Origin of the sequence: Streptomyces sp. CB02009 (assembly GCF_001905825.1) — a bacterium.
In the GTDB taxonomy this organism is placed as follows: domain Bacteria; phylum Actinomycetota; class Actinomycetes; order Streptomycetales; family Streptomycetaceae; genus Streptomyces.
On record NZ_LIVV01000003.1, the window covers coordinates 414,327 to 431,078 of the forward strand.

The 16,752-nt window shown below is 71.5% G+C and carries 12 protein-coding genes; 6 read left to right on the forward strand and 6 right to left on the reverse strand.

Annotated features, from left to right (window positions below):
- Positions 1-216 precede the first annotated feature (216 nt).
- From AMK27_RS14575 to AMK27_RS14595, 5 genes are all read left to right on the forward strand, one after another.
- Positions 217-1,011 (forward strand): ATP-binding cassette domain-containing protein, encoded by a 795-nt coding sequence (locus AMK27_RS14575; RefSeq protein ID WP_073906609.1) that lies wholly within the window; start codon positions 217-219, stop codon positions 1,009-1,011.
- On the forward strand, positions 1,008-2,327 hold the full coding sequence (locus AMK27_RS14580; RefSeq protein WP_073906611.1) for a sugar ABC transporter permease: 1,320 nt from the start codon (positions 1,008-1,010) through the stop codon (positions 2,325-2,327). Before AMK27_RS14575 ends, AMK27_RS14580 begins: the two co-directional genes overlap by 4 nt.
- Before the next feature lie 254 nt (positions 2,328-2,581).
- Positions 2,582-4,501 carry a 1-deoxy-D-xylulose-5-phosphate synthase gene (dxs, locus tag AMK27_RS14585; protein ID WP_073906613.1) on the forward strand — a complete coding sequence of 640 codons (1,920 nt, stop codon included), beginning with the start codon at positions 2,582-2,584 and terminating at the stop codon, positions 4,499-4,501.
- Between the two features lie 121 nt (positions 4,502-4,622).
- Positions 4,623-6,137, forward strand: a complete 1,515-nt coding sequence (locus AMK27_RS14590) for an amino acid permease (protein WP_073906615.1) — start codon at positions 4,623-4,625, stop codon at positions 6,135-6,137.
- Positions 6,138-6,249: 112 nt separating this feature from the next.
- Positions 6,250-7,335 (forward strand): hypothetical protein, encoded by a 1,086-nt coding sequence (locus tag AMK27_RS14595; protein ID WP_073906617.1) that lies wholly within the window; start codon positions 6,250-6,252, stop codon positions 7,333-7,335.
- Between the two features lie 145 nt (positions 7,336-7,480).
- Here the strand turns inward: AMK27_RS14595 and AMK27_RS14600 are convergent, their stop codons facing one another.
- The 5 genes from AMK27_RS14600 to AMK27_RS14620 all read right to left on the reverse strand — a co-directional run bounded on the left by AMK27_RS14600 (position 7,481) and on the right by AMK27_RS14620 (position 14,032).
- The gene (locus tag AMK27_RS14600; protein WP_073906619.1) at positions 7,481-9,619 is read right to left on the reverse strand and encodes a 3-hydroxyacyl-CoA dehydrogenase NAD-binding domain-containing protein; all 2,139 of its coding nucleotides are present in this window, start codon (positions 9,617-9,619) and stop codon (positions 7,481-7,483) included.
- Positions 9,616-10,830 (reverse strand): thiolase family protein, encoded by a 1,215-nt coding sequence (locus tag AMK27_RS14605; RefSeq protein ID WP_073906621.1) that lies wholly within the window; start codon positions 10,828-10,830, stop codon positions 9,616-9,618. Before AMK27_RS14605 ends, AMK27_RS14600 begins: the two co-directional genes overlap by 4 nt.
- A gap of 206 nt (positions 10,831-11,036) precedes the next feature.
- Positions 11,037-12,320 (reverse strand): ribonuclease D, encoded by a 1,284-nt coding sequence (locus AMK27_RS14610; protein ID WP_073906623.1) that lies wholly within the window; start codon positions 12,318-12,320, stop codon positions 11,037-11,039.
- Positions 12,321-12,402: 82 nt separating this feature from the next.
- Entirely contained in the window at positions 12,403-13,068 is a 666-nt protein-coding gene (locus AMK27_RS14615; protein ID WP_015037008.1) for a response regulator transcription factor, read from the reverse strand.
- Between the two features lie 262 nt (positions 13,069-13,330).
- Positions 13,331-14,032, reverse strand: a complete 702-nt coding sequence (locus AMK27_RS14620; RefSeq protein ID WP_073906625.1) for a DUF3000 domain-containing protein — start codon at positions 14,030-14,032, stop codon at positions 13,331-13,333.
- A gap of 90 nt (positions 14,033-14,122) precedes the next feature.
- Between AMK27_RS14620 and hemE the strand changes: the two genes are divergently transcribed.
- Positions 14,123-15,199, forward strand: a complete 1,077-nt coding sequence (gene hemE, locus AMK27_RS14625; RefSeq protein WP_073906627.1) for a uroporphyrinogen decarboxylase — start codon at positions 14,123-14,125, stop codon at positions 15,197-15,199.
- Positions 15,200-15,358: 159 nt separating this feature from the next.
- Here the strand turns inward: hemE and AMK27_RS14630 are convergent, their stop codons facing one another.
- Positions 15,359-16,732 carry an FAD-dependent oxidoreductase gene (locus AMK27_RS14630; protein WP_073906629.1) on the reverse strand — a complete coding sequence of 458 codons (1,374 nt, stop codon included), beginning with the start codon at positions 16,730-16,732 and terminating at the stop codon, positions 15,359-15,361.
- Between the last annotated feature and the right edge of the window lie 20 nt (positions 16,733-16,752).

Consider the following 16,752-nt stretch of genomic DNA (forward strand, 5'->3'; position numbering starts at 1 on the left):
GGTGGAGAGCCCCGCCGAGGGTGAAGCCCCCGCCAGAGGGCGCAGCCCCCGCCGACCGCCCGGCCCCTGTCGGCACGATCCGTCCCCCCGCCCGTCCGGCCCCCGGCCGACCCAGACCCCGCTGTCGGTCCGGGGGCCGGACGAGCTTCACCCCCCCTTGAACTTTGGCGCTGCACCGGCGGCGCGACATGCCGCCGCCCGCGGGCGGCGAAGGAGTTGGTTCACGTGTCCCAGACGCAGGCGCCCGTGCTGGCGTTGCGCGGGATCTTCAAGCGCTTCGGAGCGGTTCAGGTCCTCTCCGGTGTCGATCTCGAAGTCCACGCAGGAGAGGTCGTCGCGCTCGTCGGCGACAACGGAGCGGGCAAGTCCACGCTGGTCAAGACGATCGCCGGTGTCCACCCGATCGACGAGGGCGTCATCGAGTGGGAGGGCGAGCAGGTCGAGATCCAGCGCCCGCACGACTCCCAGAACCTCGGTGTCGCGACCGTCTACCAGGACCTCGCGCTCTGCGACAACCTCGACGTCGTCGCCAACCTGTTCCTCGGCCGCGAGATCAAGAAGGGCGGCGTCCTCGACGAGGTCGCCATGGAGAAGCGGGCCAAGGACCTGCTCTCCACGCTCTCGATCCGCATCCCCAGCGTCCGCATCCCGGTCGCCGCGCTCTCCGGCGGTCAGCGCCAGGTCGTCGCCATCGCGCGCGCCCTGGTCGGCGACCCCAAGATCGTGATCCTCGACGAGCCGACCGCCGCCCTCGGCGTCGAGCAGACCGCCCAGGTCCTCGACCTGGTCGAGCGGCTGCGCGAGCAGGGCCTCGGCGTCATCCTCATCAGCCACAACATGGCCGACGTGAAGGCCGTGGCCGACACCGTGGCCGTCCTGCGCCTGGGCCGCAACAACGGCACCTTCTCGGTCGCCACCACCACGCACGAAGAGATCATCGCCGCGATCACCGGTGCCACGGACAACGCCGTGACCCGCCGTCAGGCCCGCAACGCGGAGGTAGCGAAGTGAGCAACACCCCTCCCACCGCGAGCGAAGAGGCCGCGGTGCCCGAGCCCCGTACCCCCGACGAGACGGTCCCGGTGACCGAGGCCCCGGCCGCCGCCGCGATCCCCGCCGTCGACCCCCGCCTGCTCGTGCGCGAGCAGGGCTTCAAGGGCTACGTCGAGGAGTTCAAGCGCAAGATCCGCTCCGGTGAGATCGGCTCGCTGCCCGTCGTCGTCGGCCTGATCGTCATCGGCATCGTCTTCCAGGCGCTCACCGGCAACTTCATCACCTCGTACAACCTCGACCAGATCACGCTGTACGCGGTCGGCCCCGGCATCATGGCCGTCGGCATCGTCTTCGTGCTGCTGCTCGGCGAGATCGACCTCGCCGTCGGCTCCGTGGCGGGTCTGGCCGGCTCGGTCTGGGGCGTCCTCGGCACCGACATGCCGGACGGCCTCGCGATCCTCCTCGGCATCCTCTCCGGCACCCTTCTCGGCGCCTTCCACGGTCTGGTCTTCGCCAAGATCGGCGTGCCCGCCTTCGTCGTCACCCTCGCGGGCTTCCTCGGCTGGGCCGGCCTCCAGACCTGGGTGATGGGCGACAAGTCCACCATCCCCACCCCGATCGGCAGCTTCGTCGCCGACCTCACCAAGTACTACTTCTCCGACGTCGCCGCCGCCTACGGCCTCGCCGTGGCCGTCGTCGCCGCCTTCTACCTCGCCCAGCTGCGCGACGCCCGCCGCCGCAAGGCCGCCGAGCTGCCGCACCGCCCGCAGAGCGAGATCATCCTGCGCACCGCCGTCCTCGCGGTCCTGGTCCTCGTCGCCGCGTACGGCTTCAACCAGGAGCAGGGCCTGCCGCTCTCCCTGGTGATCTTCCTGGTCATCCTGCTCGTCACCGACTTCGTGCTGCGCCGCACCACGTACGGCCGCCAGGTCTTCGCCGTCGGCGGCGGCATCGAGGCCGCCCGCCGCGCCGGCATCAACGTCTCCTGGATCCGGATCTCGGTCTTCATGATCTCCGGCACCATGGGCGCCGTCGGCGGTCTGTTCCTCGCCTCCGCGACCGGCGGCGCCGACCGCTCCCTCGGCGGCGGCAACCAGCTCATGATGTGCATCGCCGCCGCGGTCATCGGCGGAACGTCCCTGTTCGGCGGACGCGGCAAGGTCTGGTCGGCGCTCCTCGGCATCCTGGTCATCCAGTCGATCGTCCAGGGCCTCAACCAGATGAACCTGTCCTCGAACGCGATCCAGTACATGATCACCGGAGCGGTCCTGCTCATCGCCGTGATCATCGACTCGGTCTCCCGCAAGACGCAGAAGACGGCGGGACGCGCCTAGGGACCCCGTCCCGCGCGCGTAACGCTCGCCACACCGCCCGGCGCCGTGAAACCGGCGCCGGGCACTGCTGCGTCCGGAGCAGTGCCCGGATCCCCGGGGACCCGTACGGATCAACGCGCAAAGCCGTACAGATCAGCGACATGTAGGCCTTGAGGGTGACGCCTCACCCCCCGGCCCGATGCCCACGATCCAAGACGGAACATTAGACTCGACAAATCGGCAAGCTCGACCAGCTCAAACGCAAGGAGGCACGGGTGGCTCTGCTGACCCGTATCAGGGGACCGCGAGATCTGGACCGGCTCTCCCCGGAACAGCTGGATCAGCTGGCCGACGAGATCAGGACGTTCCTCGTGGACGCCGTCTCCAAGACCGGCGGGCACCTCGGGCCCAACCTCGGCGTGGTCGAGCTGACCATCGCCCTGCACCGCGTGTTCGACTCCCCGAAGGACAAGGTCCTCTGGGACACCGGCCACCAGAGCTACGTCCACAAGCTGCTCACGGGCCGCCAGGACTTCTCGAAGCTCAAGATGAAGGGCGGCCTCTCCGGCTACCCCTCGCAGGCCGAGTCCGAGCACGACGTCATCGAGAACTCGCACGCCTCGACGGTCCTCGGCTGGGCCGACGGCCTCGCCAAGGCGAACGAGGTTCTGAAGAAGGACGACCACGTCGTCGCCGTCATCGGCGACGGGGCCCTCACGGGCGGCATGGCCTGGGAGGCGCTGAACAACATCGCCGCCGCCAAGGACCGCCCGCTCGTCATCGTCGTCAACGACAACGAGCGCTCCTACGCGCCCACCATCGGCGGCCTCGCCAACCACCTGGCCACCCTGCGCACCACCGACGGCTACGAGCGCTTCCTCGCCCGCGGCAAGGACATCCTGGAGCGCACCCCCGTCGTCGGGAAGCCGCTCTACGAGACCCTGCACGGCGCCAAGAAGGGCCTCAAGGACTTCATCGCCCCGCAGGGCATGTTCGAAGACCTCGGCCTCAAGTACGTCGGCCCCATCGACGGCCACGACATCGAGGCCCTGGAGTCCGCCCTGACGCGCGCCAAGCGCTTCGGCGGCCCCGTGATCGTCCACTGCCTCACCGAGAAGGGCCGCGGCTACCAGCCGGCCCTCCAGGACGAGGCCGACCGCTTCCACGCCGTCGGCAAGATCCACCCCGACACCGGCCTGCCGATCTCCTCGTCCGGCGCGGACTGGACCGGCGTCTTCGCCGAGGAGATGGTCGCGCTCGGCAAGGAGCGCGCGGACATCGTCGCCATCACCGCGGCCATGCTCCAGCCCGTCGGTCTCGACAAGTTCGCGAAGGCCTTCCCCGAGCGGGTCTTCGACGTCGGCATCGCCGAGCAGCACGCCGCGGTCTCCGCCGCGGGCCTCGCCACCGGCGGCCTGCACCCGGTCTTCGCGGTCTACGCGACCTTCCTCAACCGCGCCTTCGACCAGGTCCTGATGGACGTGGCCCTGCACAAGTGCGGCGTCACCTTCGTCCTGGACCGGGCCGGCGTCACCGGCACCGACGGCGCCTCCCACAACGGCATGTGGGACATGTCGATCCTCCAGGTCGTCCCCGGCCTGCGGCTCGCCGCCCCCCGAGACGCCGACCAGGTCCGCGCCCAGCTGCGCGAGGCCGTCGAGGTCACCGACGCCCCCACCGTGGTCCGCTTCTCCAAGGGCGCCGTCGGCCCCGCCGTACCCGCCCTGCGCCGCGTCGGCGGCATGGACGTGCTCCGCGAGCCCGGCTCGGACCGGCCGGACGTCCTCCTGGTCTCCGTGGGCGCCCTGGCGCCCATGTGCCTGGAGATCGCCGACCTGCTCGACAACCACGGCATCTCCACCACGGTCGTCGACCCCCGCTGGGTCAAGCCCGTCGACGAGGCCCTCGCCCCGCTCGCCGAGCGCCACCGGGTCGTCGTCACCGTCGAGGACAACAGCCGCGTCGGCGGTGTCGGCTCGGCCGTCGCCCAGGCGCTCCGCGACGCCGGGGTGGACGTTCCGCTGCGTGACTTCGGCATCCCGCCGCGCTTCCTGGACCACGCCTCCCGCGGCGAGGTCCTGGCCGAGATCGGTCTGACCGCCCCGGACATCGCGCGGCAGGTCACCGGTCTGGTCTCGCGTCTCGACGGCAGGTTCGAGAGCAGCGCGCAGGCCGTGGAGCCCGCCCGCGACTGACGGTCGCCGTCACCCGCTGTCACCCAGGGGCCGATCGGTTCACTCTTCGGAGTGCCGATCGGCCCTTTCGCGTGCATTCTGACCACAGGGCGGGCAGCCCCATGGCAGGGAGGTACGACGAGTGAGTACGGACCAGCAGCCACGCGCCAACAACGGCGTCTTCCGGACCAAGACGGTCGAGCAGTCGATCCGCGACACGGAGGAACCGGAGCACGCGCTCAAGAAATCCCTGTCCGCATGGGATCTGATGGTGTTCGGCGTCGGCGTCATCATCGGCACCGGCATCTTCGTCCTGACCGGCAAGGTCGCCAAGGAGAACGCGGGCCCGGCCACCGCCCTCGCCTTCGTCGCCGCGGGCATCGTCTGCGCCCTCGCCGCCCTGTGCTACGCCGAGTTCGCCTCCACGGTGCCGGTGGCCGGATCGGCGTACACCTTCGCGTACGCCTCGATCGGCGAGCTGCCCGCCTGGATCATCGGCTGGGACCTCGTCCTGGAGTTCGCCCTGGGCACGGCGGTGGTCGCCGTCGGCTGGTCGGGCTACGTCCGCTCGCTCATGGACAACATCGACTGGCACCTGCCCGCGGCGCTCGAAGGGCCGGACGTGCCGGGCGGCACCTTCGACATCCTGGCCTTCCTCCTGGTCCTGGTGCTGACCGTCGTCCTCGTCCTCGGCATGAAGCTCTCCGCCCGGATCACCGCGCTCGTCGTGGCGATCAAGGTGACCGTGGTGATGATCGTGATCGTCGCCGGCCTGTTCTTCATCGTCGGCGACAACTACAAGCCGTTCATCCCGCCGGCCGTCACCCCCGAGGGCGGCGGCTCCAGCTGGGACTCCCCGATGGTCCAGCTGATCTTCGGCTACGAGCCCACGAACTTCGGCGTCATGGGCATCTTCACCGCCGCCTCGGTCGTCTTCTTCGCCTTCATCGGCTTCGACGTGGTGGCCACCGCGGCCGAGGAGACCAAGCTGCCCCAGCGGGACATGCCCCGCGGCATCCTCGGCTCGCTCTTCATCTGCACCGTGCTCTACGTGGCCGTGGCGCTGGTCGTGACCGGTATGCAGCACTACACGGAGCTGTCGGTGAGCGCCCCGCTCGCCGACGCCTTCAAGGCCGCCGGTCATCCCTTCTACGCGGGCGTGATCAGCTTCGGCGCCGCCGTCGGCCTCACCACGGTCTGCCTGATCCTGCTGCTCGGCCAGACCCGGGTGTTCTTCGCGATGAGCCGCGACGGCCTCCTGCCGCGCTTCTTCTCCAAGACGCACCCGCGCTTCAAGACCCCGTACCGGCCGACCATCCTGCTCGGTGTGATCATCGCCATCGTCGCCGGCTTCACCAGCATCAACGAACTCGCGACCCTGGTGAACATCGGCACCCTCTTCGCCTTCGTCGTCGTCGCGTTCGGCGTCATCGTGCTCCGCCGCACCCGCCCCGACCTGCCGCGCGCCTTCCGCACCCCCTGGGTGCCCGCGCTGCCGATCCTCTCCATCGCCGCCTCGTTCTGGCTGATGCTGAACCTGCCCGGCGAGACCTGGTTCCGGTTCGCGGTCTGGATGGTCATCGGCATCGTCGTGTACTTCCTGTACGGGCGCAGTCACAGCCGGCTCGGGCAGGCAGGCCAGGCCGCGAAGTACTGAGGCGGGCCCCGGGGCCGTGATTCCGCAGGCGCGGAAGGGACCGTTCGGAAGGACGACTACAGTCGGTTCGTACCCGAACTCCTTCCGACCGACCGGAGTGCTGGATCCCCCCATGGCTAATCGTTCCCAGGCCCCCACCGCCGCCTCCTCCACCGCCCCCCTGCTCCAGGGGGCCTGGCTGACCCGAGGGGCGGAGGGCCGGTTCAGCGCCTATCTGCCCCGGGACGGAGAGGTGGTGCGCTGGACCGAGGAGCCCGACGGGAAGTGGAGCGGACCCGTGTCGCTGGGCGGCCCCGGCCCCTCCGGCGGACTCACCCCCTTCCTCGCCGTCGGCCAGGGTGCCGACCGCTACGTCCACCTCGTCGGCCTGCGGCCCACGGACAGCGCCGACGACCACGTGGAGCTGGTGCACTGCGTCCAGTTCCAGACCGGCCGCCCCGCGGCCGCCTGGCGCTCCCTCGGGCACTCCAACGGCAAGGGGCCGTGGACCGGCAACCCCGCCGTCGCGGTGGACGGCCAGGGCCGCGTGTACGCCTTCATGCGCAACGGCGGCGGCGGACTCAGCGTCCGGGCCCAGAAGGACGCCGGCGGCTGGCACCCCTGGTGGGACCTGATGGGCTCGAAGACCGACCCCTCGCCGGTCGCGGTCACCAACGGCTCCGGCTTCGTCGAGCTGTACAGCTCGCACGCCAAGGGCCTCGTCCGCTACGTGCAGCGCGAGTCCGGCGCCAAGCCGATCCGCGAGGAGCTGCTCCCGGCGTCGGTGACCATGGGCACCCTGGCGGCCACGACCGGCCCCTCCGGGCACGTCACGCTCTTCTACCTCGACCTGGACGGGCAGGTCCGCGCCTGGTCGCCGGAGCGCTCCCTGGAGCCGACCGTGCTCGGCAAGGCCGTCGGCACCGGACGGCTCGCCGTCACCCGCTGCCTCATCGACGGCTTCGACTGCACGGTCCTCGCCCAGCAGTCCGCCGACGGCCGGCTCGCCCTCGGGGCCTACCCGAGCGAGCAGGAGACCGAGGGCATCGAGTGGTCGGAGACCGGGGAGCGGCACGCCGACCTCGCCGCCGTCCTCACCCGCGGCCTCGACGGCCGCCTGGTCGCGATGGCCCGGGTCGGCGCGGGCGCCCCGATCACCACCCGCCAGAAGGCGTCGGCGGAGGGTCTGCTCCTGGAGGGCTGGCGCTCCATAGGGTGACGCCCCGAGAGGGGTTCCCCGGGCCCGCCCGGGGACTCCCGAGGAGCACCCGCGTACGACGCGGTACGCGCGCACGGGAACGGCCCCGGCACCTTCTCCAGGTGCCGGGGCCGTTCGCGTACGCCCTGGGGCGCGAGGCCGGGTGTTACGCCGGGACGCTCGCCACGCCCTGCGCGAGGAAACGCTTGCCGTTGACGCGCTCGGAGACGCCCTCACGGTCCAGGTACGGCGTGATGCCGCCCAGGTGGAAGGGCCAGCCCGCACCGGTGATCAGGCAGAGGTCGATGTCCTGCGCCTCGGCGACGACACCCTCCTCCAGCATCAGGCCGATCTCCTGCGCCACCGCGTCCAGGACGCGGTCGCGGACCTGCTCCTCGGTCAGGACGGACTCGCCCTGGACGAGGAGGGCGGCGACCTCCGGGTCGAGCTCCGGCTTGAAGCCGTTCTCGGCGTTGTAGACGTAGAAGCCGCGCTTGCCGGCCTCGACGACACGCTTGAGGTTCGGCGAGACGGTGAAGCGCTCCGGGAAGGAACGGTTCAGGGTCTCGGAGACGTGCAGACCGATCGCCGGGCCGACGAGCTCCAGGAGGACCAGCGGCGACATCGGCAGGCCGAGGGGCTCGATGGCCTTCTCGGCGGTCTCGACCGAGGTGCCCTCGTCGATGACGTTCTGGATCTCGCCCATGAAGCGGGTCAGGATGCGGTTCACGACGAACGCCGGGGCGTCCTTGGTGAGGACCGCGGTCTTCTTCAGCTTCTTGGCGACACCGAACGCGGTGGCCAGCGAGGCATCGTCGGTCTTCTCGCCGCGGACGATCTCCAGGAGCGGGAGGATCGCGACCGGGTTGAAGAAGTGGAAGCCGACCACGCGCTCCGGGTGCTGGAGCTTGGAGGCCATCTCCGACACCGAGAGCGAGGAGGTGTTGGTGGCGAGGATCGCGTGCGCCGGGGCGACCGCCTCGACCTCGGCGAACACCTTCTGCTTGACGGACATCTCCTCGAACACGGCCTCGATGATGAAGTCCGCGTCCGCGAAGCCCTCGGCCTTGTCCAGGACACCGGAGACCAGGCCCTTGAGGCGGTTGGCCTTGTCCTGGTTGATGCGGCCCTTGCCGAGCAGCTTCTCGATCTCGGCGTGGACGTAGCCCACACCCTTGTCGACGCGCTCCTGGTCGATGTCGGTCAGGACGACCGGCACCTCGAGGCGGCGCAGGAAGAGCAGGGCGAGCTGGGAGGCCATCAGGCCGGCGCCGACGACACCGACCTTGGTGACCGGGCGGGCCAGCGACTTGTCCGGCGCGCCGGCGGGGCGCTTGCCGCGCTTCTGCACCAGGTTGAAGGCGTAGATGCCGGAGCGGAGCTCGCCGCCCATGATCAGGTCCGCGAGGGCCTGGTCCTCGGCGTCGAAGCCCTTCTGCAGGTCGCCGTCCTTGGCGGCCTCGATGATGTCGAGGGCGCGGTAGGCGGCCGGCGCGGCGCCGTGGACCTTGGAGTCGGCCACGAGACGGCCCTTGGCGACGGCCTGGTCCCAGGCCTCGCCGCGGTCGATCGCGGGGCGCTCGACGGTCACGGAGCCGTTCAGGACGGAGGCCGTCCAGATGAGCGACTGCTCCAGGAAGTCGGCGCCCTCGAACAGCGCGTCGGCGATGCCGAGCTCGAAGACCTGCTTGCCCTTGAGCTGGCGGTTCTGGTTCAGCGAGTTCTCGATGATGACCGAGACGGCCTTCTCGGCACCGATCAGGTTCGGCAGGATGGCGCAGCCGCCCCAGCCGGGCACCAGGCCGAGGAAGACCTCGGGCAGCGAGAAGGCCGGCAGGGCCTTCGACACGGTGCGGTAGGTGCAGTGCAGACCGACCTCGACGCCGCCGCCCATGGCCGCGCCGTTGTAGTACGCGAAGGTCGGGACGGCCAGCGCGGACAGGCGCTTGAAGACGTCGTGGCCGCCCTTGCCGATGGCCAGCGCCTCGTCGTGCTTCTTCAGCAGCTCGACGCCCTTGAGGTCGGCGCCGACGGCGAAGATGAACGGCTTGCCGGTGATGCCGACGCCGGTGATGTCACCGCTCGCGGCCTCGGCCTCGACCTGGTCGATCGCCGCGTTCAGGTTGGCGAGCGACTGCGGGCCGAAGGTGGTCGGCTTGGTGTGGTCGAAGCCGTTGTCCAGCGTGATCAGGGCGAACCGGCCCGCACCCGCGGGCAGTTCGAAGTGCCGTACGTGGGCGCTCGTGACGACCTCGTCGGGGAAGAGCTCCGCGGCGCCCTTCAGAAGCTCGGCGGTGGTGCTCACTTGCCCTCCCAGTGGGGGTTTTCCCAGATGACCGTGGCGCCCATGCCGAAGCCGACGCACATCGTGTTGAGGCCGTAGCGGACCTGCGGGTTCTCCTCGAACTGGCGGGCCAGCTGCGTCATCAGACGGACGCCGGAGGAGGCGAGCGGGTGACCGTAGGCGATGGCGCCGCCGTACTGGTTGACGCGGGCGTCGTCGTCGGCGATGCCGTAGTGCTCCAGGAAGGCGAGGACCTGGACCGCGAAGGCCTCGTTGATCTCGAAGAGGTCGATGTCCTCGATGGACAGACCGGCCTTCGCGAGGGCCTTCTCGGTCGCCGGGATCGGGCCGTAGCCCATGACCTCGGGCTCGACGCCGGCGAAGGCGTACGAGACGAGGCGCATCTTCACCGGGAGGTCGTTCTCGCGGGCGAAGTCCTCGGAGGCGATGATCGAGGCGGTGGCGCCGTCGTTGAGACCGGCCGCGTTGCCCGCGGTGACGTTGCCGTGGACGCGGAACGGCGTCTTCAGGCCGGCCAGCGACTCCAGGGTGGTGCCCGGGCGCATCGGCTCGTCGGCGGTGACCAGGCCCCAGCCGGTCTCACCGGTGGAGGCGTCGGTGCGGCGGACCGAGATCGGCACCAGGTCCTGCTGGATCTTGCCGTCGGCGTACGCCTTGGCGGCCTTCTCCTGCGAGCGCACGGCGTACTCGTCGGCGCGCTGCTTGGTGATGCTCGGGTAGCGGTCGTGCAGGTTCTCGGCGGTCATGCCCATGAAGAGGGCGGACTCGTCGACGAGCTTCTCGCTCACGAACCGGGGGTTCGGGTCGACGCCCTCACCCATGGGGTGGCGGCCCATGTGCTCGACGCCACCGGCGATGACGGCGTCGTACGCGCCGAAGGCGATCGAACCGGCGACGCTCGTGACGGCCGTGAGCGCGCCGGCGCACATGCGGTCGATGGAGTAGCCCGGCACCGACTGCGGCAGCCCGGCGAGAATGCCCGCCGTGCGGCCGAGGGTCAGACCCTGGTCGCCGATCTGCGTGGTCGCGGCGATGGCGACCTCGTCGATCTGCGCGGGGTCGAGGCCCGGGTTGCGGCGCAGCAGCTCCCGGATGGCCTTGACGACGAGATCGTCGGCGCGGGTCTCGTGGTAGATGCCCTTCGGGCCCGCCTTGCCGAACGGGGTGCGGACGCCGTCGACGAAGACGACGTCCCTGACGGTACGAGGCACGATGGCTCTCCTCCAGGGTGCGGGATGGCACTGCTGCGGCACACGCCTAAGCGTGCGCTTGCTTCCCCCATGCTACTTGTGGGTAACCAAGCTGCCCAGCCCCTGGGGCCCAAGCGGCGAAGGTCACACCCCGAAGCCTGCCGGACATGACGGAGCCCCCGGCGCATTTCGGCATGCCGGGGGCTCACGCCGGACGGCGTACGGGCTCACGCGGTCGCCGTCAGCGCCTTCACCAGGAGCGGGGTCACCAGTTCGACCTGCCAGGGGCGGGCGCCGTGGCCCGTCAGGGCGGCGGCGACGCCGGTCGCGTCGCCGGGGGTCGGCGGCTCCCAGCAGACGCGGCGGACCGTGTCCGGGGTGATCAGGTTCTCCTGCGGCAGGTTCAGCTCCTCCGCGAGGGCCGAGACCGCCGCGCGCGCCGCCGACAGGCGGGCCGCCGCGACCGGGTCCTTGTCGGCCCAGGCACGCGGCGGGGGCGGGCCGGCCACCTGCTGGCCCGGCTGGGGCAGCTCGCTCTCGGGCAGGGCGCGGGCGCGGTCGACGGCAGCCTGCCACTGCTCCAGCTGGCGGCGGCCCATCCGGTGGCCGTAGCCGGGCAGCGCCATGAGCGCGGTCACGTTCACCGGCACCGCGAGCGACGCCTCCACGATCGCCGCGTCGCTCAGCACCTTGCCGGGGGACACGTCCCGCCGCTGGGCGACCTTGTCACGGGCCGTCCACAGCTCCCGTACGACCGCCATCTGGCGACGGCGCCGCACCTTGTGCATGCCGGAGGTGCGCCGCCAAGGGTCCTTGCGGGGCGGGGCGGGCGGGGCCGAGGCGATCGCGTCGAACTCCTGGTGCGCCCATTCGAGCTTGCCCTGCCGGTCGAGCTCCTTCTCCAGGGCGTCCCGCAGGTCGACGAGGAGTTCCACGTCCAGGGCCGCGTACCGCAGCCAGGGCTCGGGCAGCGGTCGGGTGGACCAGTCCACGGCGGAGTGGCCCTTCTCCAGGGCGTAGCCGAGGACGGACTCCACCATCGCGCCGAGGCCGACGCGCGGGAAGCCCGCGAGCCGCCCGGCGAGCTCGGTGTCGAAGAGCGAGGTGGGCAGCATGCCTATGTCGCGCAGGCACGGCAGGTCCTGGGTCGCGGCGTGCAGGATCCACTCGGTGCCGGCGAGCGCTTCGCCGAGTCCGGAGAGGTCCGGGCAGCCGACCGGGTCGACGAGCGCGGTCCCCGCGCCCTCGCGGCGCAGCTGGACGAGATAGGCGCGCTGGCCGTACCGGTAGCCGGAGGCGCGCTCGGCGTCCACGGCCACGGGGCCGCGGCCGGCCGCGAAGGCGGCGATCACCTCGGCGAGGGCGTCCTCGGTCTCGACGACGGGCGGAATCCCCTCGCGGGGCTCCAGCAACGGGATCGGAAGCCCATTCGCAGGGACATCGTCGTCCGGGGGGCCGCCCCCGGTGGTGCGCAGTGCTGTGTCTGCTGCGGTCTCTTGGGCGTCGGTCACCTGTCAAGGGTATCGGTGAACGGCAGGCGCCTGTCGACGGAACGTTCCGTCGACAGGCGCCTGCTTCGTGTCGAGCGCTCCGTCAGTGGATGATCCCCGTCCGCAGGGCCACCGCGACCATGCCGGCGCGGTCGCCGGTGCCCAGCTTGCGGGCGATCCGGGCGAGGTGGCTCTTCACGGTGAGGGCCGAGAGGCCCATGGAGACGCCGATCGCCTTGTTCGACTGGCCCTCCGCGACGAGCCGGAGCACCTCGACCTCGCGGCCGGAGAGCTCGCGGTAGCCGCCCGGGTGGCTCGGGGCACCCGGGGGGCGGCGGTGGCCGAGCCGCGCGGCCGCGGCGCCGATGGGGGCGGCGCCGGGTCGGGTGGGGTGGCCGATGTTCGTACGGGTGCCGGTGACGACGTAGCCCTTCACGCCGCCCGCCAGGGCGTTGCGCACGGCGCCGATGTCGTCCGCAGCCGAGAGGGCGAGGCCGTTGGGCCAGCCCGCGGCGCGGGTCTCGGACAGCAGGGTCAGGCCGCTGCCGTCGGGCAGGTGGACGTCGGCAACGCAGATGTCGCGCGGGTTGCCGACGCGGGGACGTGCCTCCGCGATGGAAGAAGCCTCGATCACGTCGCGTACTCCGAGGGCCCACAGGTGGCGGGTCACGGTGGAGCGGACGCGCGGGTCGGCCACGACGACCATGGCCGTCGGCTTGTTCGGGCGGTAGGCGACCAGGCTTGCGGGCTGCTCGAGGAGAACGGACACCAGGCCTCCTGGGGGGAAGGGTGCGGGACGGAGCCGGCTCGGGGAAGAAGCCGGGGGCGAACCCGTGCTGTGAAGGGGTCACTGGTTCCTTCGGCAGCTGGGCCGCCCGCCTTTAGGGAAAGATCACGATTTGGTGAGTAACAATTAGGGCAATTCGGACGCGTGATCGATCATCCTACGAGCAGGCCCCCCTGCGTCACCCCTGAGGGGGAGTACCGGAGCCGACGTTCGGACACTCCGCAGGTTGGCTTGATCCCGTCCCTCAGACCTGCTGCGGCCCCCGCCGCTGGGGCAGCGAGACGATCCCCGCGCCCGAGACCGTCCCCGTCGCACCCGTCGCCGGATCGGCCGGGGCGGGCGGCAGCCCCGCGATCTGGCAGAGCAGATCGCACCAGGCCGCCAGGTGCGCCCCGGTGTCCGGCACTCCGCCCAGGCCCTCGCGCGGCGTCCAGGACGCGCGGATCTCGATCTGCGTCGCCGGTCTGCGGTCCGCGAGACCGCCGAAGTAGTGCGAGCCCGCCATCGTCACGGTGCCGCTCGCCTCCCCGTACGCGAGCCCCCGGGCCTCCAGGGCCCCGGTCAGCCAGGACCAGCACACCTCGGGCAGCAGCGGATCCGCCGCCATCTCCGGCTCCAGCTCCGCCCGGACGAGCGTCACGAGGCGGAACGTGCCCTTCCAGGCCTCGTGGCCGTCGGGATCGTGCAGCAGCACCAGCCGGCCGTCCGCGAGGTCCTCCTCGCCGTCCACGACGGCCGCCTCCACCGCGTACGCGTACGGGGCGAGGCGCTGCGGGGGCCTCGTCGGGTCGATCTCGATCTCGGGCCGCAGCCGCGCCGAGCGCAGTGCCTCCACCGCCCGGCGGAACACGGGGGGTACCGGGTTCGCCTCCGTACTGTCCGCCGTTTCGTCCGTCCCTCGATCGCCGTCGGAATGATCGGAAAAATGTCCCTGAGCCGCAGCCATGCGGGGAAGAGTAGGCGGAACGGGGCCTCTGTGCAGGGAGGACACCCGGCCCGGACGAGCGGCTTCCCGCCACATGCGAAGATTCTGGGCGTGAGTGCCAACGACAGCCCGCAGGGCCAGCAGACGAAGCAGCAGTCGCGGACGCACGACTCCGCGTTCCTCAAGGCATGCCGGCGCGAGCCCGTGCCGCACACCCCTGTCTGGTTCATGCGGCAGGCCGGGCGCTCGCTCCCCGAGTACCTGAAGGTGCGCGAGGGCATCCCCATGCTCGAGTCCTGCATGCGGCCCGAGCTGGTCACCGAGATCACCCTCCAGCCGGTCCGCCGCCACAAGGTCGACGCCGCGATCTACTTCAGCGACATCGTCGTCCCCCTCAAGGCCATCGGCCTCGACCTCGACATCAAGCCCGGCGTCGGCCCGGTCGTCGCCGACCCGATCCGCACCCGCGCCGACCTGGACCGACTGCGCGACCTGACCCCCGAGGACGTCCACTACGTCACCGAGGCCATCGGGATGCTCACCGAGGAGCTGGGCGACACCCCGCTCATCGGCTTCGCCGGCGCGCCTTTCACCCTCGCGAGCTACCTCGTCGAGGGCGGTCCCTCGCGCAGCCACGAGCGCACCAAGGCGATGATGTACGGCGACCCGCAGCTCTGGGCCGACCTGCTCGACCGCCTCGCCGAGATCACCTCGGCCTTCCTCAAGGTCCAGATCGAGGCCGGCGCCTCCGCCGTCCAGCTCTTCGACTCCTGGGTCGGCGCCCTCGCCCCGGCCGACTACCGGCGCTCGGTGATGCCGGCCTCCGTCAAGGTGTTCGACGCGGTCGCCGGGTACGGCGTCCCGCGCATCCACTTCGGCGTCGGTACGGGCGAGCTGCTCGGCCTCATGGGCGAGGCCGGCGCGGACGTCGTCGGCGTCGACTGGCGCGTCCCGCTCGACGAGGCCGCCCGCCGCGTCGGCCCCGGCAAGGCCCTCCAGGGCAACCTGGACCCGGCCGTGCTGTTTGCCGGGCGCGAGGTGGTCGAGGCCAAGACGGACGAGGTCCTGGCCGCCGCGAAGAACCTCGAGGGGCACGTCTTCAACCTGGGCCACGGCGTCATGCCGTCGATGGACCCGGACGCCCTGTCGCAGCTCGTCGAGTACGTCCACACCAGGACGGCCGTCTGACACGCCGGCGACACCGTCCGACGGCCGCCGGGGGAGACCCCGGCGGCCGTCGTGCTGTCGGCCGTGTCCTTCGGTCGCGCCGTCAGCCGCGCCAACTGCCGCGCCGTCGGCCGCACCGACCGCCGCGCCGTCAGCCGCTCCGACCGCCGCGCCGTGTCGTCAGCCCGCCGCGCGGACCGCCGCCGTCGCCTTGCGGGCCGCGATCAGCACCGGGTCCCACACCGGCGAGAACGGCGGCGCGTACCCCAGGTCCAGGGCCGTCATCCGTTCCACCGTCATCCCCGCCGTCAGCGCCACGGCCGCGACGTCCACCCGCTTCGCCGCCCCCTCCCGGCCCACGATCTGCACCCCGAGCAGCCGGCCGGTGCGCCGCTCCGCCAGCATCTTCACCGTCATCGGCGCGGCCCCCGGGTAGTACCCGGCCCGGCTCGTCGACTCCACGGTCACCGTCACGTACCGCAGCCCCACCTCCCGCGCGTCCTTCTCCCGGAGGCCGGTCCTGGCGATCTCCAGATCGCAGACCTTGGACACCGCCGTGCCCACCACCCCGGGGAACGTCGCGTAGTCGCCGCCGACGTTGGACCCGATGACCTGGCCGTGCTTGTTCGCGTGCGTCCCCAGCGGCATGTACCGCTCGCGGCCCGAGACCAGGTCGAGGACCTCCACGCAGTCACCGCCCGCCCAGATGCCCTCGTGGCCGCGGACCCGCATCGCGAGGTCGGTGAGCAGCCCGCCGTGCGCCCCCAGGGGCAGGCCCGCGGCGCGGGCGAGCGAGGTCTCCGGCACCACGCCCATGCCCAGGACGACCACGTCCGCCGGGTACTCGGCCCGGTCCGTCGCCACCGCCCTGACCCGGCCGTCCTCTCCGGTGAGGATCTTCGTGACCTCCGCCGACGCGACCGTCGTGATGCCCAGGCCGTCCATCGCCCGGTGCACCAGGCGGCCCATGTCCGGGTCCAGGGTCGCCATCGGCTGCTCGCCCCGGTGCAGGACCGTCACCTGGTGGCCGCGGTTGAGGAGCGCCTCGGCCATCTCGACGCCGATGTAGCCCGCGCCGACCACGACCGCCCGCCGCCCCGGCGTCGCGTCGAGCGAGTCGAGCAGCGCCTGTCCGTCGTCCAGGGTCTGCACCCCGTGCACGCCGGGGGCGTCGATCCCCGGCAGCGCCGGCCGCTTGGGCCGGGCGCCCGTCGCGACCACCAGCTTGTCGAAGTCCGTCCAGGTCTCCGTACCGGCCTCCAGGTCCCGGGCGAGGACCCGGCGGCCGGGCACGTCGATCGCCGTCACCTCCGTCCGCATCCGCAGGTCGATGGCGCGCGCCCGGTGTTCCTCGGGGGAGCGCGCGATCAGCTCGTCGCGCGTGCCGACGTCGCCGCCGACCCAGTACGGGATGCCGCAGGCCGAGTACGAGGAGAAGTGGCCGCGTTCGAACGCGACGATCTCCAGCTCCTCCGGCGCCTTCAGCCTGCGTGCCTGCGACGCGGCGGACATCCCCGCCGCGTCGCCCCCGATCACCACCAGTCGTTCAGTCATGGGGACAGCGTATTTTTCCG

Bases quoted from the DNA above. Each gene is read 5' to 3' on its own strand.
- AMK27_RS14595 (WP_073906617.1), top strand. From the start codon at position 6,250: ATGGCTAATCGTTCCCAGGCCCCCACCGCCGCCTCCTCCACCGCCCCC.
- AMK27_RS14620 (WP_073906625.1), bottom strand. From the start codon at position 14,032: ATGGCTGCGGCTCAGGGACATTTTTCCGATCATTCCGACGGCGATCGA.
- AMK27_RS14630 (WP_073906629.1), bottom strand. From the start codon at position 16,732: ATGACTGAACGACTGGTGGTGATCGGGGGCGACGCGGCGGGGATGTCC.